This window comes from Yinghuangia sp. ASG 101 (assembly GCF_021165735.1).
Lineage (GTDB): Bacteria > Actinomycetota > Actinomycetes > Streptomycetales > Streptomycetaceae > Yinghuangia.
Window position 1 is genome coordinate 3,162,132 of sequence record NZ_CP088911.1, and the last position, 19,626, is coordinate 3,181,757.

The following is a 19,626-nucleotide window of genomic DNA, read 5'->3' on the forward strand; positions in this document are numbered from 1 at the left end:
AAATGACCACTCCCGGCCGGGCGTTCGCCTACGCCCCCGCCCCCGAGTCCCGTTCCGCCGCCGACATCGCGCCCTCGTACGGCCTGTTCGTCGACGGCCGGTTCGCCGAGGCCGCCGACGGCGCCACGCTCAAGACCGTGAACCCCGCCACCGAGGAAGTCCTCTCCGAGGTCGCGGTCGGCGGCGAGGCCGACGTCGACCGGGCGGTCAAGGCCGCGCGCAAGGCGTTCAAGGCCTGGTCCGCGCTCCCGGGCGCCGAGCGCGCCAAATACCTGTTCCGCATCGCGCGCCTGATCCAGGAGCACGCCCGCGAACTCGCGGTGCTGGAGACGCTCGACAACGGCAAGCCGATCCGCGAGTCGCGCGATGTCGACCTCCCGCTCGTCGCCGCGCACTTCTTCCACCACGCGGGCTGGGCCGACAAGCTCGCGTACGCCGGTTTCGGGCCGAATCCCCGGCCGCTCGGCGTCGCCGGGCAGGTCATCCCGTGGAACTTCCCGCTGCTGATGCTCGCCTGGAAGATCGCCCCCGCGCTGGCCACCGGCAACACCGTCGTCCTCAAACCGGCCGAGACGACCCCGCTCACCGCCCTGCGCTTCGCGGAGATCTGCGTCGAGGCCGGCCTGCCTCCCGGCGTGGTCAACATCGTGACCGGCGCGGGCGCGACCGGGCGCGCGGTCGTCGCGCACCCCGACGTCGACAAGATCGCCTTCACCGGATCGACGCCGGTCGGCAAGGAGATCATCCGGACCGTCGCCGGCACCGGCAGGAGGCTGACCCTCGAACTCGGCGGCAAGGCGGCCAACATCGTGTACGACGACGCCGCGCTCGACTCGGCGATCGAGGGCATCGTCAACGGCGTCTTCTTCAACCAGGGCCAGGTCTGCTGCGCGGGTTCGCGGCTGCTCGTGCAGGAGTCGGTCGCGGACGAGGTCGTGGCGATGCTGACGCGGCGCCTCGGCACGCTGCGGCTCGGCGACCCGCTCGACAAGAACACCGACATCGGCGCGATCAACTCGGCCGCGCAACTCGACCGCGTCAAAGCGCTCGCGGCGGCCGGCGACGACGAGGGCGCCGAACGGTGGACGGCGCCCTGCGCGATCCCCGCGAAGGGCTTCTGGTTCCCGCCGACCGTCTTCACCGGCGTCACGCAGGCGCACCGCATCGCGCGCGAGGAGATCTTCGGCCCCGTCCTGTCCGTCCTGACGTTCCGCACCCCGGCCGAGGCGGTCGAGAAGGCCAACAACACGCCGTACGGGCTGTCGGCGGGCGTCTGGACCGAGAAGGGCGCCAAGGCCCTGTGGACCGCGCAGCGGCTGCGCGCCGGGGTCGTGTGGACCAACACGTTCAACCGCTTCGACCCGGCGTCGCCGTTCGGCGGTTTCAAGGAGTCCGGGTTCGGCCGCGAAGGCGGCAGGCACGGTCTGGGGGCATACCTGAATGTCTGAGATGTCGGAGAAGATCATGCGCGCGTCCGGCTCGGGGCGCCTCGCGGTCGCCAAGACCTACAAGCTGTTCATCGGGGGCGCGTTCCCCCGCTCCGAGAGCGGACGGGTGTACGCCGTGACCGACACGAAGGACCGCACCCTCGCGAACGCCCCGCGCGGCACCCGCAAAGACGCGCGCGACGCCGTCGCCGCCGCCCGCAGGGCCTTTCCCGGATGGTCCGGTGCCACGGCCTACAACCGAGGCCAAGTCCTGTACCGCATCGCGGAGATGCTGGAGGCGCGGCGCGACGAGTTCGCCGCCGAGGTCGGTGCCGCCGAGGGCATCGGGCGCGGTAAGGCGTCGGCCGCGGTCGACGCGGCCGTCGACCGCTGGGTCTGGTACGCGGGATGGACCGACAAACTCGCCCAGGTCGCGGGCGGCGCCAACCCGGTGGCCGGGCCGTACGCGAACTGGTCCACACCCGAACCCACGGGCGTCGTCGCGGTGCTCGCGCCGCGGACGTCGTCGCTGCTGGGGCTGACCGGTGTGCTCGCCCCGGTCGTCGCGACCGGCAACACCGCCGTCGTGCTCGCCGCCGAGAAGGCTCCGCTGCCCGCGCTGGCGTTCGCGGAGGTGCTGGCGGTGTCCGACGTCCCGGCCGGCGTCGTCAACATCCTGAGCGGCCCGGTCGCCGAGGTCGCCCCGTGGCTCGCGGCCCACCAGGACGTCAACGCGATCGACCTCGCGGGCGCGTCGCACACCGCGGGACTCGCGTCGGTCCGCGACCTGGAGATCGCCGCGGCCGACAACCTCAAGCGCGTCCTGCGCCCGGACGCGAAGGAGCCCGACTGGGCCGCCGACCCGGGCGTGGACCGCATGCTGGCCTTCACGGAGACGCGCACGGTCTGGCATCCGACCGGCACCTGACCCGCGCCAGCGGGTGCGGCGGGGGCGGCCCCCGCCGCCGCGGACGGCGGTTCGCGCACCCCTGCGCGCGAACCGCTCGCCGCCGCGCGGGCCCGGTTTCCGTCTGGGCCGAATCGCCTCGCGGGTCCGCGACCGCGGACGGCATCGGCCCGGCAGGCGTACGGCCCTCGACTCGGCCACGGGCAGCGTGGCCCGCCGCCCGGCCGAGTCCGTGCGGCGATCGCTTCGCTTGAGGGCCTGTTACCGAACTCCGCCCCTGAGACGCGGACCACGGACCGGACCGCGCTCCCCCGCCGACGCGTCGCGCCGCACGCCGCCCGGTCGGCCGGTCAGCGGCCCAGCAGCTCCTGGAGGTTCGTGCCGTCCGCGATCTGGCCGGTGATCATCGACGTGCTCACCGGCAGGTCGCCGATCTGCGTGCCGACCGCGTTGTCGATCGGGTTGAACCCGGTGCCCGCCAGGGGGTTGAGGGACGCGGTCATGACCGGCCCGACCGCGGCGGGGACGGCCGCCGCGAGGGCCGGCTCCACCTGCACGGGGGCGAGCGAGACCGCCGGGGTCGCGTTCGCCGCGGACGCGGACGCGCCGAGCGCGGCGGCGGCCCCGATCGACACGGTCATCACGGTACGCAGAGCCGAAGCCATGGCGGGTCCTTCCATTCAGGTCATCCGGTCATGAACGGGACGCGGCCGACACGAAGCGGACCGCCGCGGGAGCGCAACGCACCCGATCAACCACGCACCGTAGCGAAGTTCGCCCGGTTTCGGCAAAGCGGCGGCAATTGGGCACGACCGGACACGGGAACGGCCGCGCCCCGGAACCAAATCCGTCACCATGCCGTCCTCACCCCCGTACACCCGCAAATCCGCGGACCGGTAGCCCCACGGCCCCGCGGACGTACCGAACACCGCACCCCCGCAAGCCGAACACCGGCCCGAAACGACGAAGTCCCGGGCCGGTCCACTGGACCGCACCCGGGACTCCAGGTCCCCACCAAGCCCCCCCGGACCGATGTGAACACTCGACGTCGCGCGATACCCGCCTCGGCGGGCGGAGGATCAGGCGACCAGCTCCGCGAACGCCTCGTCCGCGCCGAAGCTGAGCGCCTCGTCCTCGCGCAGGCGGCGCAGGGCGCGCCAGATGCTGCTCTTGACGGTGCCGACCGAGACACCGAGGACCTCGGCGACCTCGGGGTCCGTACGGCCCTCGTAGTAGCGCAGCACGAGCATCGTGCGCTGGGGCTCGGGCAGCTTCGCGAGCGCCGACCACAGCACCGCGCGCAGCTCCGTGTCGCCCATCGAGTCCGAGCCGTCGGGACGCTCCGGCATCTCCTCGGTCGGGTACTCGCCGATTCGGCGGCGACGCCATGCCGATATGTGCAGGTTTGTCATGGTGCGGCGCAGGTAGCCGCCGAGCGCGGCCTTGTCCTGGATGCGGCCCCACGCCTGGTAGGTGCTCATCAGGGCGCTCTGCAGGAGGTCTTCGGCCTCGTTGCGGTCCCCGGTCAGGTGGTACGCGGTGGCGAACAGTGCCGAGCGGCGCTCCCGCACGTACGCCGTGAAGTCGTCGTCGATGCTTCCGGTTTCCTGCACCGCGGCCCGCGGCGCCGACTTCCCGACGCCCGGCACCGCGGCGAGCGCGACGACCGAACGGCGGTTGTCCTGGCGGTCGGTCGGTGACGGCCGGTCGATCTGTGACTGCATGGTTCCTCCCCCAGAGCCTGCTTCAACGCGAGCTTTGTTCACGGGGACAACTTTGCTGGCCGGGCTTCATCGGACCGTCCCCCCCGTGTCACAGCTGTGCAACAGGGATCGGGGGGTCAGAACCGCGTAACGCGGCCCGATGTTCTTCCCACCCGTGACGTCAGACACAATGGCTCGCGTGCCCTACTTGTTGTTGATCGAGGACGACGAGGCCGTACGCGCCGGCCTCGAACTCGCCCTGGGCCGCCAGGGTCACCGCGTGGTGACCGCAGCCACCGGCGAGCTCGGCTTGGAGCGGTGGCGTGAGCAGCGCCCCGATCTGATCGTGCTGGACGTGATGTTGCCCGGCATCGACGGATTCGAGGTGTGCCGGCGGATCCGTCGGACCGACTCGCTGCCGATCATCCTGCTGACCGCGCGCAACGACGACATCGACGTCGTCGTGGGCCTGGAGTCCGGGGCCGACGACTACGTCGTGAAGCCGGTCCAGCCGCGTGTGTTGGACGCACGGATCCGGGCGGTGCTGCGGCGCGGCGAGCGCGAGGTGTCGGACGCGTCGGTGTTCGGCGACCTCGTGGTCGACCGCAACGCGATGATCGTGACCAAGGGCGGCGAGGAGCTGTCCCTCACGCCCACCGAGCTGCGGTTGCTGGTCGAGCTGAGCAGGCGTCCCGGACAGGCCTTGTCGCGCCAGCAGTTGCTGCGCCTGGTCTGGGAGCACGACTATCTCGGCGACTCGCGGCTGGTCGACGCATGTGTGCAGCGGCTGCGCGCCAAGGTGGAGTTGGTGCCGTCCGCGCCGACGCTCATCCGTACCGTGCGGGGCGTGGGTTACCGCCTCGACCCGCCGTGACGGCTGCCGGGCGCAAGACGTCGCGTCCCCGTCCCCACCGTCCTGTTCTGGCCCGGATCGGGCACGCGCTGCGGTTGAGTTCGCTGCGTGTGCGCATCCTGGCGGTGTTCGCGATCGTCGCGCTGATCTCGGCGGTCGCGGCGTCGGGGATCGCGTACTGGCTGACGCGCAACGCGGTGCTGCAGCGCGCGCAGGATTCGGTGATCAAGGAGTTCCGGGACGGCTTGGGCCGGGCGTCGGAGACGCTGCCGCCGAACCCGGACGCGGAGCAGCTCGCGGCGGCGGCGGCGCAGTTGCGCGGGACGAGTTTCGGCTACGAGGTGGTGCTGGTCGCCGACGGCGATGTCGCGCCGCCCACCGGGAAGTTCACCGTCGCGGACGTGCCCTCGGACCTCCAGGAGGTCGTGAACACGCCGGACTCGCAGGGCCGCTACCACATGTACTTCCAGCGTGTGAACATCGCCGGTGAGCCCTACCTGATCTGCGGGACGAAGGTCGTCTCCAGCGGCGACGGCGTACCGGACGGCCCGACCGGCTACATGTTCCAGTCGCTGCGCGCCGAGCAGACCGACCTGACGTCGCTCGCCCGCTATCTGACGACCGGCGCGGTGCTCGCGCTGGGGGCGGCGGCGGTACTCGCGCTGGTCGGCGCACGGCACGTGCTGCGTCCGGTACGCCGGCTCGGCGACGCCGCGCGGCAGTTGGGCGCGGGGCGTCTGGACACCCGCCTGGACGTCCGCGGTTCCGATGAACTGGCGGATCTGGCACGCACGTTCAACGACGCGGCGGAGAAGTTGGAACGCAGCGTGACGGAGTTGCGCGCGTTGGAGGCGTCGTCGCGGCGGTTCGTCGCGGACGTCTCGCACGAGTTGCGGACGCCGCTGGCGGCGATGACCGCGGTGAGCGAGCTGCTCGAGGAGGAGGCGGACTCGCTCGGCGAGCAGGGGGCACCCGCCGCACGGCTGGTGGTCGCCGAGATCGACCGCCTCGCGACGCTTGTCGAGGACCTGATGGAGGTCTCCCGGTTCGACGCGGGCACCGCGGCACTGATCCTGGACGACGTCGACATCGCCGACCTGGTCACCGCGTGCCTGGACGCCCGGGCGTGGATGGACGCGGTGGACCTGCGCGCGCGGCGCGGGATCGTGGCGCGCGTCGACGCACGGCGCCTGGACGTCATGGTGTCGAACCTGGTCGGCAACGCGCTGCGGCACGGCGGGTCGCCGGTGACCGTGGAGATCCGCCGCGAGCCGCGCGCCCATACGCCGGGGGTGCTGGTCGACCCGGACGCGGAAGACCTGGTGATCGACGTCTCCGACACCGGCCCCGGGATTCCGGAGGACGTGTTGCCGCACGTGTTCGACCGCTTCTACAAGGCGGACAGCTCGCGGGCGCGCTCGGAGGGCAGTGGACTCGGCTTGTCGATCGTGATGGAGAACGCGCGGATCCACGGCGGTACGGCCCGGGCGACGAATATGCCCGGCGGCGGCGCGAAGTTCAGCCTGCGCCTCCCGCTGGTCCCGCCGGCCGACGACGACCGCGCCGAGATCGACGATCCGGACGCGGACGGGTGGGAGCCGGACCCGAACGACCCGGATCCGGGCGTATGGCCGGACGATGTGGCCCCGGACGGCGCGGACGACGCGGACGAGACCCCCGGCGCGACGACGGACGACAAGGCGGACGAGACCACCGAGGACGACGCGTCCCAGGACGCCCACCACCGGGGAGGCTCACGGTGACGGCGCGGCGACGGCGGCTGCCCGGTCTTCGGGGGCAGGTGCGGCGATCTCGTGCCGTCCTCGCGCTGATCGCGGCCCTCGGTGCGGCGCTGTTGGTCACGGGCTGCGGGATTCGGGCGACCGAGGGGCCGATCAACGCCGGTGATCCGGCGCGGCGGCCGTCGACGCCGGGCAACGGGACCGGGCCGGGCACGTCGAAGCACGCGATCTATCTCGTGCGGGACGGGCGTCCGCAGGCCGTGCAGCGCGGCGGGGCGGTCGTGCTGCCCACGCCGGACCAGAGCACGACACGTCCGACGTCGCCGAACGACCCGGAGCGGCGGTCGCTGATCGTGCGCCTGCTGCTCGAACTCGGGCAGGGGCCCAGTGCCGAGGAGGCCGCGCAGGGGTGGACCACCGCGCTGCCTCCGGGCGGCGTGAAGCCCGCCGATCCGCTGCCGGGCGACCCGGTGGACCTCGTCCGGCTGGACGTCGCCTCTCTCGGCGCGCTGGACCCGCTCGCGCTCGGTCAGATCGTGTGCACGCTGCAGCACGCGGCGAAGTCGCATCCGATCAATTTCGGTGCCCGTACCGGAGGGGGTGTGGCTCAGAACTGCGCGTCGTTCGAGACGCCGTCCCCCGCCGTGCGCCCGACGAAGGCGACCGCGGCCCGGTAGGGCGGTGTCGGGGGCAACCCCTACGCCGTGCGGAGGAGGCCCCGACTCCCGCGGGGTCGGTCCAGGGCGGGACGTGAGGAGGACGGCAGGGCGGCTCGGGCGGCGTAGCTTCGAAAGGGAGGCGGTGCCATGGGGGCGCCGCACCGAGGAGATGATCGTCATGTCGTATGCCGCACCGACAAGTCCGAGGCTGACGCGGCCCCGCGAGGGCCGGATGATCGCCGGTGTCTGTGCCGGCATCGCGAACCGCTTCGGGTGGTCCCCGACCACCGTGCGGATCGTCTTCGTGTTGTCGTGCCTGCTGCCCGGTCCGCAGTTCCTGCTGTACCTGGCGTTGTGGGTCATCGTGCCGAAGGAGCGCTGACGCGCGTCCCCGGGCATGCGCCCGGGGAACCCCGGCCTGCGCATATCATCCGAACGGCGGACAGAGGCGGGACAGAGGCGTAGGCAAAGGGGGGCCCGGTGGGGCCGGCGCACCAGAAGAACCGGATCATCACCCTGTCCGTGACGGGCGGAGTGCTTGTCACGGTGCTGGGGTTGTTCCTCAGCGGCATGCTGGCGATCAAGGCGGGCGAGACGTCCGCGATGTCGTCGAAGCGGTACTCCGACCAGGAGATCGACGACAGCAACCGCTTTTGGGACGACGAGGGCAAGGTCGGCGAGGCCAAGCCGGTCGGCCCGCAGGGGGTCGAGGCGCCGTCCTCGCCGAACTTCCGGGCGCCGCAGACCGTCGAGGCCGAATTGGTCGACGACCCGTACGACGAACCGGACAAGGCGATCCGGGGCAAGATCGTGTTCGAGGTGCCGGGCGGCGTCGCGGAGTGCAGCGGCACGGTGGTCCACCATCCGACCGGCAACATGGTGTGGACGGCCGCGCACTGCCTGCACGGCGGCCGGGGCGGCGACTACTACAAACGCATCATGTTCATCCCGGGCTACGACGGCGACGGCACGACGACGGCGCAGAAGATGCCGTACGGCCGCTGGCCCGTGCGTGAGGTGCGGGTGAGCGACCAGTGGATCCGTGACGCGGATCCGGAACGCGACAGCACCGCGTCGCCTTTCGACTTCGGTGCGTTCATCGTCGAGCCGCCGGCGGGGAAGAAATCGCTGGAGGACGAGTTGGGGACGAGCGCGAAGATCAGGTTCAACGCGCCGCGCAATCTCGACGTCGAGTCGTACGGATATCCCGGCGAGGATCCTTACGACGGACGCCGGATGTACACGTGCTCGTCGCCGACCACCGATTTCAGCAATACCGGCTGGCCGGATCCCGCGATGCTGTGGATGGGCTGCACGATGACCGGGGGGTCGAGCGGCGGCGGGTGGTTCGCCGAAATCGACGGCGAACAGTATTTGGTGAGCAACATATCGCTGGGGATAACGATGCGTTCCGCCAAGACGATGACCGGGCCGTATCTGGGCAATGTGGCCCACGAGTTGTACGACGGATTCTGACGCGGATTCATCCTTGCGGGTGACGGCCGCCGCGGTCGCGGCGCGCCTCGCCGCCTCGCCGCGTCGCCGCCCGGTCGCGATGCCGGATGCCGCGTCCGCCCCCGGGCATGCGGAAGCCGCCGGGCGCGTCGCGAGGGTGACGACGCGCGCCGGCGGCGGGGAGCCGCGGTGTCAGGCAGCGACGCCGGGCAGGCCGGGGAGCGTGGCGGCGGGCAGGCCGGCCGTGACCGCGTTCGTGGCGTCGGGCAGGCCGGGAACGCCCAGGTCGGGGACGGCCGGGAGGGTCGACGAGGCGGTCTCGACGACCTGCCCGGGCGTTGCCGGGAGGGCCGCGAAGGCCGGGGTGCCGGTGACGGGCGGCAGCCCCGCGGGCAGCGCCTTCCCGGCGGTGCCGGCGACGGCGTCGGTGACCTGGCCGGTGCCCAGGGTGTCGGTGACCTGGCTGACGCTGAACGGGCCGATCGTCCCGGCGTTCTCCTGCGCGACCTTCGGTACCGTCGGGGTCTGCGGCGCGGCCGTGTGGTCGGCGGCCAGCGCGGGGGCCGCGGCCCCGGCGGCGATCGCCGCACCGAGCCCCGCCGTGACTGCGACCTTGCGTACCGATCCCATATGCACCTCATCTTCCGGACGCGACTCACGCCACGTGCTTGATTGGGCACGAAAGGTAGCGAACGCGAGGCGCCGGGCGCAAAGCGCGGGCGGCGGCGCCCGGGGGCGCGAACCGGGGGCGCCCGGAAGGATTCCGGGGCGGCTCAGGACCGCGGGAAAAGCCATTCCGAACGCAGTGCGGCGTATCCGGGTTTGATCACCTCGTTGATCATCGCGAGGCGTTCGTCGAAGGGGATGAACGCACTTTTCATCGCGTTCACGGTGAACCACTGGATGTCGTCGAGGTCGTATCCGAACGCCCCGGCCAGGTGCCCGAATTCGCGGCTCATCGACGTTCCGCTCATCAGGCGGTTGTCCGTGTTCACGGTCACGCGGAAATACAGGCGCCGCAGCAGCCCGATGGGGTGGTCGCCGTACGAATCGGCCGCGCCCGTCTGGAGGTTCGACGTCGGGCACATCTCCAGCGGAATGCGCTTGTCGCGGACGTACGCCGCGAGGCGGCCGAGCCGCACACCGCCGCTCTCGTCGACGGTGATGTCGTCGATGATCCGGACCCCGTGGCCGAGGCGGTCCGCACCGCACCACTGCACGGCCTCCCAGATCGAGGGCAGTCCGAACGCCTCGCCGGCGTGGATCGTGAAGTGGAAGTTCTCGCGCTGGAGGTATTCGAACGCGTCGAGGTGGCGCGTGGGCGGGTGGCCGGCCTCGGCGCCCGCGATGTCGAAGCCGACGACGCCCCGGTCGCGGTGGCGGTTGGCGAGTTCGGCGATCTCGCGCGAGCGGGCGGCGTGGCGCATCGCGGTCAGCAGCGCGGCGACCTTGATGCGGTGGCCGCGGGCGGTGGCGGCGCGTTCGCCGCGCCGGAAGCCCTCGTTGACGGCGTCGACGACCCGGTCGAGCGTCAGGCCGGCTTGGAGGTGCTGCTCGGGGGCGTACCGGATCTCGGCGTAGACGACGCCGTCGGCCGCGAGGTCTTCGGCGCATTCGGCGGCCACCCGGATCAGGGCCTCGCGGGTCTGCATGACCGCGCATGTGTGGGCGAAGGTCTCCAGGTAGCGTTCGAGCGAGCCGGAGTCGGCCGCCGCGCGGAACCACGTGCCGAGCTTGTCCGGGTCGGCGGACGGGAGTCGGTCGTACCCGACGGCCGCGGCGAGTTCGACGATCGTGTCCGGGCGCAGCCCGCCGTCGAGGTGGTCGTGGAGAAGGACCTTGGGCGCGCGGCGGATGTACTCGGCCGACAGCGGGAGCGTGTGTTGGCTGCGCATGGGGAGACTGTAAGTCCTACGCGCGTAGAATGCCCGCGGTTTTCGGCTCCCCGGCGCGCGTGTCCGCGGCGTCGACTCCGTGGCCGGACGGCGGGCCACCGGTGGCGGCGACCGCTCCGGGCGGGTCGGCGGCGGTCCGGCGCGGGCCGTCGGGTCGGCCGGATCAGGGCTGGCTCAGCAGGCGCCCCTTGCGGCCGAGCACGAACTCGCGGAACAGGCGCACCGGTTCGGTCTCCGTATGGCCGCGCAGCCAGGCCAGCCCAATCGTGCGGAACGCGCGCGGGGCGCTCACCGCGAGTTGGACCGTCCCGGGACGCGGCACCTCCGGCGCGGGCAGCAGCGCGACGCCGAGCCCGGCCGCGACCAACCCGCGCAGCGTCTCGGCCTCCTCCCCCTCGAAGGCGACGCGCGGCGCGAAACCGGCCTCCGCGCACAGGGCGTCGGTGATCCGGCGCAGCCCGTAGCCCGGCTCCATGCACACGAACCGCTCGCCGGACGCCTCCGCGAGGCGCACGCGCGACCGGGACGCGAGGCGGTGGTCGGCCGGGACCACGAGGTACAGCCGCTGCTCGTCGAGGGCCCGGACCTCCAGGACCGGGTCGTCGGGGAGCGGCGAGATCAGGCACATGTCCAGTTCGCCCGTCCGCACCCGGGTCAGCATCGCCGACCCCGCGTCCTGCACGAGCGAGAAGCGGATGCCGGGGTGGTCGGCGCGGAAGTCGCGCAGCAGGCCCGGGACGGCCTCGGCGCCCATGGTGTGCACGAAGCCGAACGCGACCTTGCCGCGCGTCGCGCTGACGTCCCCGCGGATCTCGCCGCACGCCCGGTCGAGGCGGTCGAGCATCGGTGCGACGGCGGAGAGGAGGGTGTGGCCCTGCGGGGTGAGGCGGACGCCGCGGCCGGTCCGGACGAGCAGCGGCGCGCCGAGTTCGGCTTCGAGCCGGGCCAGGCTCCGGCTCAGCGTCGGCTGCGGGATCCCGAGGGCTTCGGCGGCGCGCGTGACGTGCTCGGCCTTCGCGACGGCGACGAACTGCACGAGCCGGGGCACGAGCGCGGCGACGGCCGCGCCCTCGTCGCCGGGTGTGCGGGAATCCGGACGGCGGCGATCCGGTTGCGCCCGCGCCGACCTGCTGTCATGCGTCATGGCATCGATTATGGACATCTCATGCATTGGACGCATGACCGGGAGGGCCGTAGCGTCCCAGACATGTCCGCGTCGTCCACGTCCGCAGCCGCCCCCGCCACCACTCCCCCGCCGCGCCGGCACGCGCTCGGCTCGGCGGGCCTCCGCCGCGTCAACCTCGCGCTGTTCCTGGCCGGTTGCGCGACGTTCGCGATGCTCTACACGACGCAGACGCTTCTCCCGCAGCTCTCCGACGCGTTCCACCTGACGCCCTCTCAGGCGAGCTGGTCCGTGTCGGTGGCCACCGGCGCGCTGGCGCTCGCGGTGATCCCGGTCAGCATGCTGTCGGAGCGCTGGGGACGCACGCGCGTCATGACCGTCTCCGTGTTCTCCGCCGCGCTGCTGGGCGTACTGGCCGCGTTCGCCCCGGACTTCGGGACGCTCGTCGCCCTGCGCACCCTCCAGGGCGTGGCCCTCGCGGGCCTGCCCGCCACGGCGATGGCGTATCTCTCCGAGGAGGTCGAGGGCACGTCGCTCGGCGCCGCGATGGGGCTGTACGTCGCGGGCAACAGCATCGGCGGCATGGGCGGACGGCTGGTGACCGGGCTGGCCAGCGACCTGGGCGGCTGGCGTACGGCGCTGCTCACGATCGGCGTGGTCGCGCTGCTGTGCGCGATCGCGTTCCGCCTGCTGGTGCCGGCGTCCCGCAACTTCCGCCCGACCCCCGACGGCAACCGCGCCGCCGTGTCGGCGCTGCGCACGCACCTGGCCGACCCCACCCTGCGCCGCCTCTACCTGCTCGGCATGCTCTTCATGGCGGCGTTCGGCACGATCTACAACTACCTCGGCTACCGCCTGCTCGCCGAGCCCTTCGGCCTCCCGGAGGCCGTGGTCGGCGCGGTCTTCGTGATCTACCTCGCCGGCACGGCGAGTTCGGCCTTCACCGGCCGCGTGGTCGGCCGCATCGGCCACCGCCGCACCCTGTGGGCCGCCGCGGCCGTCACCTCCCTCGGCGCCCTCCTCACCCTGCCCGACCACCTGGCCCTGATCGTCCCGGGCCTGGTCATCCTCACGATCGGCTTCTTCGCCGGCCACACCGCCGCCAGCGCCGCCGTGGGCCTCCGCGCCACAACCGGCCGCGCCCAGGCGTCCGCCCTCTACATAGCCGCCTACTACCTCGGCAGCAGCCTCGGCGGTCCCTTGGGCGGAGTCGCCTTCCACACCATGGCCTGGCCGGGAGCGGTGTTGTTCGTGCTGGTCGTCTGCGCCGCGGCCACGGTCGCCGCCACCCGCCTCAAGTCACCTGCCGACCGCCCCTTCCCCGCCCGGAACGCCCGGAACGGCCGCCGCGGTCCCGCACAGGCGATATGAACAGGCGGAGCGGATCGCCTACTTCGTACGTTCGAGTCGCCGCTCGGGTCCACGGTCGCCCGGGTACCCGGACAACCCCGCGACGCCGAGGGCCGCATCGTGAACCGCCGCGTACATCGGCGCGCGGGTGCACGGCGAACTCGGTTGCCGGGGGCTGTGGCGTGACGTGGATGCCGGTGGGCGTCAGTCGTTGGGGGCGGTGCGCGTTTTCCGGGTCTGGAGGTCGAGGAGGTCGCGGTCCGGGTAGGCCACGTCTTTGGTCTCCTCGTCGAAGTTGATGAAGACCGCGAGGAGGTCCCCGACGCGGATGATGCCGTAGGCGGTGGGGATCGTGTCGGAGCCGACGGAGGTGGTCAGTTCGATGCCGACCGTGTCGTCGGCCCCGCTGCGCAGGGGTTCCTCGCGGGTCTCGTAGCTGATCGTGCGCGTGGTGTTCGGCGCGGTGGCGGTGAACGCGGCGCGGTCCGGGAGGGCGTCGACGCCGTCGTCGACGAGCTTTTCGGCGTCAGGGGGTGTGGGGGGTGCGGGTGTCCTGGGTGTCGATGCGGTCGATGATGATCGGGGGGCGGTCGTACGCGGTCGGCTCCGGGGCGATGTCGATGGCGGCGGTGAGGGCTTGCAGGGCGTAGGGGAAGCGTTCGGGGGTGTCGGTGTGGAGGGTGAGCAACGGGGCGCCCTCGCGCACCGGGTCGCCGGGTTTGGCGTGGAGTTCAAGGCCGGCTGCGGCTTGGACCGGGTCTTCCTTGCGGCTTCGGCCCGCACCCAGGCGCCAGGCGGCGACACCGACCGCGTAGGCGTCGAGGCGGGTCAGCACGCCGGACGCGGGGGCGGTCACGGTGTGGGTCTCGCGGGCGGTGGGGAGGGCGGCGTCGGGGTCGCCGCCCTGGGCGGTGATCATGCGGCGCCACACGTCCATCGCCGAGCCGTCGGCGAGGGCGTCGGCCGGGTCCTTCGCGTCGGCGCCCGCCGCGGCGAGCATTTCGCGGGCGAGGGCGAGGGTCAGGGTGACGACGTCGGCCGGGCCGCCGCCCGCCAACACCTCGACGGATTCGCGGACTTCGAGCGCGTTGCCGGCGGTGCGGCCGAGTGGCGCGGACATGTCGGTCAGCAGCGCGACCGTACGCACGCCGTGTCCGGTGCCCAACGCGACCATCGTGCGGGCGAGTTCGCGCGCGTCCGCGAGGTCCCTCATGAACGCGCCCGAGCCGACCTTGACATCGAGGACCAGCGCGCCGGTGCCCTCGGCGATCTTCTTGCTCATGATCGAACTCGCGATGAGGGGGATCGACTCGACGGTGCCGGTCACGTCCCGCAGCGCGTAGAGCTTGCGGTCGGCGGGGGCGAGGCCGTCACCCGCCGCGCAGATCACCGCGCCGACCGACTCCAGCACACCGAGCATCTCGCCGGTGGAGAGCGCCGCGCGCCAGCCGGGGATCGACTCCAGCTTGTCGAGCGTGCCGCCGGTGTGGCCGAGCCCGCGGCCGGACAACTGCGGGACGGCGACCCCGCACGCGGCCACCAGCGGTGCGAGCGGCAGGGTGATCTTGTCGCCGACGCCGCCCGTCGAGTGCTTGTCCGCGGTCGGCCGCGTGAGGCCGGAGAAGTCCATGCGTTCGCCGGACGCGATCATCGCGTCGGTCCACCGGCCGGTCTCCGCCTCGGTCATGCCGTTGAGCAGGATCGCCATCGCCAGGGCGGACATCTGCTCGTCGGCGACCTCGCCGCGCGTGTAGGCGTCGACCACCCAATCGATCTGATGGGCGGTCAGCTCTCCTCGGTCGCGTTTGGCGCGGATGACGGAGACGGCGTCCATGGTCAAGAAAGCTCCCGGGGTCAGCGCAGGTTGTCGGGGCCGAAGGCGTCCGGGAGCACGTCGCGCATCGGACGGATGCCCGAGACGGTGTCGACCAGCAGGTCCGGCCCGCCGTGCTCCCACAGCAGTTGGCGGCACCGGCCGCACGGCATCAGCACCGCCCGGTCGGCGTCGCAGCACGTGAACGCGACCAGGCGCCCGCCGCCGCTCGCGTGCAGCGCGGAGACGAGCCCGCATTCGGCGCACAGCGTCACGCCGTACGACGCGTTCTCGACGTTGCAGCCGACCACCGTGCGCCCGTCGTCGACCAGCGCCGCGGCGCCCACGGCGTAGTTCGAGTACGGCGCGTACGCACGCTCCATGGCCCGGTGCGCGGCCTCGCGCAGCGCCGCCCAGTCGATGTCCGTCGCCATCACGCCTTCTCGTAGGGCTTGTTCGCGGCGGCGGGCGGGCGCACCCGGCCGACGAGGCCGGCGACCGCGAAGATGGTCACAACGTACGGCAGCATCTGCAGGACCTCCGACGGGATCGGGGTCTGGACGGTCTGCAGCGACGTCGCGAGCGCCTTCGAGAAGCCGAACAGCAGCGCCGCCGCGACCGCGCCGAGCGGGCGCCAGCGGCCGAAGATGACCGCGGCGAGCGCGATGTAGCCCGCGCCGGAGGCCATGTCCTTGCTGAACGTTCCCACGGTGCCGATGGTCAGGAACGCGCCGCCGATGCCCGCGATGCAGCCGGCCCCCGAGACGTTGAGGTAGCGCGTGCGCCGGACCCTGATGCCGACGGTGTCCGCCGCGGTGGGGTGTTCGCCCACCGCGCGGGCGCGCAGGCCCCACCGCGTGTGGAACAGCCCGAAGTGGACGACCGCGACCAGCACGTACATCAGGTACACGATCGCGTTGACGTCTAACAGCACCGGGCCGAGGACGGGGATCTCGGACAGGCCCGGGACCGCGTGGTTCTGGAATACTCCGGGGTTGTTGTACTTGTCGCCGTGGGGCCGCAGCAGCTGCGAGTACAGGAAGCCCGTCATCCCCGCCACCAGCAGGTTGATGACGACGCCGAGGACGACCTGTTCGACCATGTACCGCACCGCGAACACCGCCAGCAGCGCGCCGACGAGCCCGCCCGCGACCGCGCCGGCGACGAGGCCCGCCCACAGCGAGTCGGTGATCGACGCGACGAGCGCGGCGGCGAACGCGCCGAACAGGAACTGCCCTTCGATGGCGATGTTGACCACGCCGGAGCGCTCGCCGACGACCCCGCCCAGCGCACCGAGGATGAGCGGCGTCGCGGCGAGCATCGTGTTCTGCAGCGCGCCCGCGAACGACATCTGCTTGCCGGCGACCGCCCAGCACAGGAACGCGACGACGAACGCCGCGACGAACACCGACGTCGTCAGCCGCCGCCACAGCTTCGACGCGTCCAGGACGACGCGCGCCACCCCGGCGGCCATGCAGACCACCGACATCGCGATCGCCGTGGCGCGGGCGCCGACTTCGAGGTCGCCGACCTTCGGCCCCGACCCGGTGACGGTCATCCCGAAGACCGCGTCGGTGCCGCCCTCGGTGCCCAGGCCGAAGGCCCACAGGGCGTACGCGCCGACGGCGAGGAAGCCGCCGCCGGTGATCAGCGCCCGGCGGCGGGACGCGGCCTGGAGGGTCCGCGCGGCGGCGTCGGCCGCGTCCTGCGGTGTCCGGGCCCCGGGAGTGACGAGAGTTTGCGACATCAGACGGCCTCCGCCCCTGCGGTTTCCTTCGCCACCAGGCTTCCCTCGCCGCCCTTGTGGGCTCCCTTGAGGCGGAAGATCGTGCGGACCAGCGCGGGCGCCGCGACGCACAGCACGATGACCGCCTGGATGACCGTGACGATGTCGATCGACACCTGCGCCGACGCCTGCATGCGCGAGCCGCCCGCCTGCAACGCGCCGAACAGCAGCGCCGCGAAGACGACACCGAGCGGTTTCGTCCGGCCGAGCAGCGCGACCGTGATCGCGGTGAACCCGAGCCCCGCGTCGATGGTCTGCGTCAGCTGGTGGCCCGCGTTGTACGGGCCGGCGACCTGCGAGACGCCGATCATCCCGGCCATCGCCCCCGCGAACGCCATCGCGACGATCTGCGCCCGCGACACGCTCATGCCCGTGGTGCGGGCCGCGTCCGGGTTCGCCCCGACCGCGCGGAGTTCGAAGCCGAGCACCGACCGGTTGAGGAGCCACCAGTAGAGCAGCACCGCGGCGAGCGCCAGAACGATGCCGAGGTTGACGCGCAACTCGTCGCCGAACAGCCTCGGCAGCACCGCCGTGTCGTGCATCGGCTTGCCGAGCGGCTGCGGCTGGTTCGGCTGGCGGAAGGTGCCGGTGGTCAGCAGCCACGACAGGAAGAACACCGCGATGTAGTTGAGCATGATCGTGACGATCACCTCGTGCGCCCCGAAGCGGGCCTTCAGCACGCCCGCGAGGCCCGCGTAGACCGCCCCGCCGAGCAGCCCGCCGACCACCACGACGACCAGGTGCAGGCCCGTCGGCAGCGCGAACTGGAAGCCCGCCCACGCCGCGACGATCGCGCCCGCGATCAACTGCCCCTGCGCGCCGATGTTGAACAGGCCCGCCCGGAACGCGACCGACACCGAAAGGCCGCCGAAGATCAGCGGGGTGGCCTGCGTGACCGTCTCGGAGATCGGATTGAGGATGTACGGCGCGTAGTTGCTGTCGAAGGTGCCCGGGTCGACGATCGAGCCCTTGAAGAGCGCGACGTACGCGTCCCGCACCTGATGCCACGACGCGGACAGCGCGTCGCCGGGGTCGTCGAAGAAGTACGCGTATTTGTCGAGCACTTCCTGGTTGGAGAGGATCATCAGGATCCCGCCGACCACGAGCGCGAGGAGGATGGCGAGGGTCGTGACGACGGCGGAGTTGCCGGTGACGACCGCGTCGACGACCGCCTTGCCGTACGACCGCTTGGGCGGCGGTGCGGCGGACGCGGCCTCCGGGGCCTCCGGGACCTCCGGGGCCTCGGTGTCCCGCGGTGCCACCGGCTCGCCGCCTTCTTCGGGTGTGTGGCTCATGCGCGGTCCGCCTCCCCGGGCGCCCCGGCGGCGGCCAACGTGTCCGGGTCGTCCACGCCCGCCATGAGCAGGCCGAGTTGCTCGCGCGTCGCGGTCGGCGGCACGATGCCGACGATGCGCCCCCGGTACATGACCGCGATGCGGTCGGCCAGGGCGACGACTTCGTCCAGTTCGGTGGACACCAGGATCACCGGGGTGCCGACGTCGCGTTCCGCGACGATGCGCTGGTGGATGAACTCCATCGCGCCCACGTCGACCCCGCGCGTCGGCTGCGACGCGATGAACAACCGGAGCGGGCGCGACAGTTCGCGGGCGACCACGACCTTCTGCTGGTTGCCGCCGGAGAGCGTCCCGGCGGGGGTGTCCACCGACTGCGTGCGGATGTCGAACTCCCGCACCCTCGTGTACGCGTTGTCCCGCACCGCCTTCGGGTTCACCACCACCCCGCCGCCGAACGGGGGCCGGGTGACCAGGTCCAGCACCAGGTTCTCCGCGACGGTGAACTCGCCGACGATGCCGTCCCGCCGGCGGTCCTCGGGAACGAACCCGACCCCCGCGTCGAGCGTCCTGCGCGGGCTCATCGCGGTGAGCTCGCGGCCGTCCAGCCGAATCGACCCGGCGGCGGGACGGCGCAGGCCGAGGATCGCCTCGGTCAACTCGGTCTGGCCGTTGCCCTGCACCCCGGCGACGCACAGGATCTCGCCCGCGCGCAGTTCGAGGCTGACGTCGTCGACCCTCGCGGCGCCCGACTCGTCGAGCACGGTGACGTGGTCGAGTTCGAAGCGCACCTCGCCCGGGTCGGCGGCGTCCTTCCGCACGACCAGCTCGACCGGCCGGCCGACCATGAGCGACGCCAGTTCGGCTTCCGACGCCTTCGGGTCGGCGCTGCCGACGACCTTGCCGCGGCGGATGACGGTGATGCGGTCCGCGACGGCCTTGACCTCCTTGAGCTTGTGCGTGATGAAGACGATCGCGTGCCCGGACTCGCGCAGCGCGCGCATGACGCGGAACAACTCCCGTGTCTCCTGCGGCGTCAGCACCGCCGTCGGCTCGTCGAGGATGAGCACCTTGGCATCGCGGACCAGCGCCTTCAGGATCTCGACGCGCTGCTGGAGGCCGACCGGCAGGTCCTCGACGCGGGCGTCCGGGTCGACTTCGAGCCCGTACTCGGCGACCAGGTCGAGCACCTTGCGCCGCGCGCCGCGGCGGTCGAGCCACCCCAAAGCGCGCGTCCGCTCGTCGCCGAGCATGACGTTCTCGGCGACCGTGAAGACGGGGACGAGCATGAAGTGCTGGTGCACCATGCCGATGCCGGCCCGGATCGCGTCGCCCGCGGTCCTGAAGGCGCGCGGCTTCCCGTCGAGGAGGATCTCGCCCGACGTGGGCTCGTAGAGGCCGTACAGGACGTTCATCAGCGTCGACTTGCCGGCGCCGTTCTCGCCGAGGAGGCAGTGGATCTCCCCGGGCTCGACGGTCAGATCGATGTGGTCGTTCGCGACCAGGGATCCGAAACTTTTCGTGATCCCGCGCAGTTCCAGCTTCAGTTCAGGTCACCTCCTCGGCGGGCGCCGCCGCCCCCGGGACCGGGGGCGGCGGGAAAGGGGCCGTGTGCGGGGCC

Annotated in this window: 18 protein-coding genes; 8 read left to right on the forward strand and 10 right to left on the reverse strand. The window is 72.3% G+C overall.

Translation table 11 applies throughout. The features are described from left to right. Nucleotides 1-2: 2 nt before the first annotated feature. Together LO772_RS13200 and LO772_RS13205 are read left to right on the forward strand one after the other, a co-directional pair. Nucleotides 3-1,448 (forward strand): aldehyde dehydrogenase family protein, encoded by a 1,446-nt coding sequence (locus LO772_RS13200; RefSeq protein ID WP_231778600.1) that lies wholly within the window; start codon nt 3-5, stop codon nt 1,446-1,448. Continuing rightward, on the forward strand, nt 1,441-2,355 hold the full coding sequence (locus tag LO772_RS13205; protein ID WP_231778601.1) for an aldehyde dehydrogenase family protein: 915 nt from the start codon (nt 1,441-1,443) through the stop codon (nt 2,353-2,355). Before LO772_RS13200 ends, LO772_RS13205 begins: the two co-directional genes overlap by 8 nt. Nucleotides 2,356-2,684: 329 nt before the next feature. Here LO772_RS13205 and LO772_RS13210 read toward each other — a convergent pair whose 3' ends face one another. Next, a complete protein-coding gene (locus LO772_RS13210) occupies nt 2,685-2,999 on the reverse strand; it encodes a hypothetical protein (protein ID WP_231778602.1) in 315 nt (104 codons plus the stop codon). A gap of 414 nt (nt 3,000-3,413) precedes the next feature. Then, the gene (locus LO772_RS13215) at nt 3,414-4,058 is read right to left on the reverse strand and encodes a SigE family RNA polymerase sigma factor (protein ID WP_231778603.1); all 645 of its coding nucleotides are present in this window, start codon (nt 4,056-4,058) and stop codon (nt 3,414-3,416) included. A gap of 178 nt (nt 4,059-4,236) precedes the next feature. Between LO772_RS13215 and LO772_RS13220 the strand changes: the two genes are divergently transcribed. The 5 genes from LO772_RS13220 (at nt 4,237) to LO772_RS13240 (ending at nt 8,767) form a co-directional block, all read left to right on the forward strand. Beyond that, complete coding sequence (locus tag LO772_RS13220) at nt 4,237-4,911, forward strand: response regulator transcription factor (RefSeq protein ID WP_231778604.1); 675 nt, start codon at nt 4,237-4,239, stop codon at nt 4,909-4,911. Nucleotides 4,912-4,979: 68 nt separating this feature from the next. Continuing rightward, nucleotides 4,980-6,653, forward strand: a complete 1,674-nt coding sequence (locus tag LO772_RS13225) for a HAMP domain-containing sensor histidine kinase (RefSeq protein ID WP_331717347.1) — start codon at nt 4,980-4,982, stop codon at nt 6,651-6,653. Further along, a complete protein-coding gene (locus LO772_RS13230; RefSeq protein ID WP_231778606.1) occupies nt 6,650-7,309 on the forward strand; it encodes a hypothetical protein in 660 nt (219 codons plus the stop codon). Before LO772_RS13225 ends, LO772_RS13230 begins: the two co-directional genes overlap by 4 nt. Nucleotides 7,310-7,469: 160 nt before the next feature. After that, on the forward strand, nt 7,470-7,673 hold the full coding sequence (locus tag LO772_RS13235; protein WP_231778607.1) for a PspC domain-containing protein: 204 nt from the start codon (nt 7,470-7,472) through the stop codon (nt 7,671-7,673). A 98-nt stretch (nt 7,674-7,771) separates the two neighbouring features. Beyond that, nucleotides 7,772-8,767: a trypsin-like serine peptidase gene (locus LO772_RS13240; RefSeq protein ID WP_231778608.1), complete on the forward strand. Its 996-nt coding sequence runs from the start codon at nt 7,772-7,774 to the stop codon at nt 8,765-8,767. 171 nt (nt 8,768-8,938) lie between these two features. Here LO772_RS13240 and LO772_RS13245 read toward each other — a convergent pair whose 3' ends face one another. From LO772_RS13245 to LO772_RS13255, 3 genes are all read right to left on the reverse strand, one after another. Then, nucleotides 8,939-9,376 (reverse strand): hypothetical protein, encoded by a 438-nt coding sequence (locus LO772_RS13245; protein ID WP_231778609.1) that lies wholly within the window; start codon nt 9,374-9,376, stop codon nt 8,939-8,941. 143 nt (nt 9,377-9,519) lie between these two features. Further along, nucleotides 9,520-10,641 carry an adenosine deaminase gene (locus tag LO772_RS13250; protein WP_231778610.1) on the reverse strand — a complete coding sequence of 374 codons (1,122 nt, stop codon included), beginning with the start codon at nt 10,639-10,641 and terminating at the stop codon, nt 9,520-9,522. A 163-nt stretch (nt 10,642-10,804) separates the two neighbouring features. Continuing rightward, on the reverse strand, nt 10,805-11,785 hold the full coding sequence (locus LO772_RS13255; RefSeq protein ID WP_231778611.1) for a LysR family transcriptional regulator: 981 nt from the start codon (nt 11,783-11,785) through the stop codon (nt 10,805-10,807). A 63-nt stretch (nt 11,786-11,848) separates the two neighbouring features. Between LO772_RS13255 and LO772_RS13260 the strand changes: the two genes are divergently transcribed. After that, nucleotides 11,849-13,135 carry an MFS transporter gene (locus LO772_RS13260; protein WP_231778612.1) on the forward strand — a complete coding sequence of 429 codons (1,287 nt, stop codon included), beginning with the start codon at nt 11,849-11,851 and terminating at the stop codon, nt 13,133-13,135. Between the two features lie 505 nt (nt 13,136-13,640). Here LO772_RS13260 and LO772_RS13265 read toward each other — a convergent pair. The 5 genes from LO772_RS13265 to LO772_RS13285 are packed head-to-tail and all read right to left on the reverse strand — an operon-like array spanning nt 13,641 to nt 19,552. Then, on the reverse strand, nt 13,641-14,948 hold the full coding sequence (locus tag LO772_RS13265; RefSeq protein WP_231779530.1) for a thymidine phosphorylase: 1,308 nt from the start codon (nt 14,946-14,948) through the stop codon (nt 13,641-13,643). Nucleotides 14,949-14,968: 20 nt separating this feature from the next. After that, nucleotides 14,969-15,361 (reverse strand): cytidine deaminase, encoded by a 393-nt coding sequence (locus LO772_RS13270; RefSeq protein WP_231778613.1) that lies wholly within the window; start codon nt 15,359-15,361, stop codon nt 14,969-14,971. After that, on the reverse strand, nt 15,361-16,674 hold the full coding sequence (locus LO772_RS13275) for an ABC transporter permease (protein WP_231778614.1): 1,314 nt from the start codon (nt 16,672-16,674) through the stop codon (nt 15,361-15,363). Before LO772_RS13275 ends, LO772_RS13270 begins: the two co-directional genes overlap by 1 nt. After that, the gene (locus LO772_RS13280; protein ID WP_231778615.1) at nt 16,674-18,008 is read right to left on the reverse strand and encodes an ABC transporter permease; all 1,335 of its coding nucleotides are present in this window, start codon (nt 18,006-18,008) and stop codon (nt 16,674-16,676) included. Before LO772_RS13280 ends, LO772_RS13275 begins: the two co-directional genes overlap by 1 nt. Next, nucleotides 18,005-19,552: an ABC transporter ATP-binding protein gene (locus tag LO772_RS13285; RefSeq protein ID WP_231779531.1), complete on the reverse strand. Its 1,548-nt coding sequence runs from the start codon at nt 19,550-19,552 to the stop codon at nt 18,005-18,007. The genes LO772_RS13280 and LO772_RS13285 overlap by 4 nt, the downstream gene beginning before the upstream one ends. Nucleotides 19,553-19,626 lie beyond the last annotated feature (74 nt).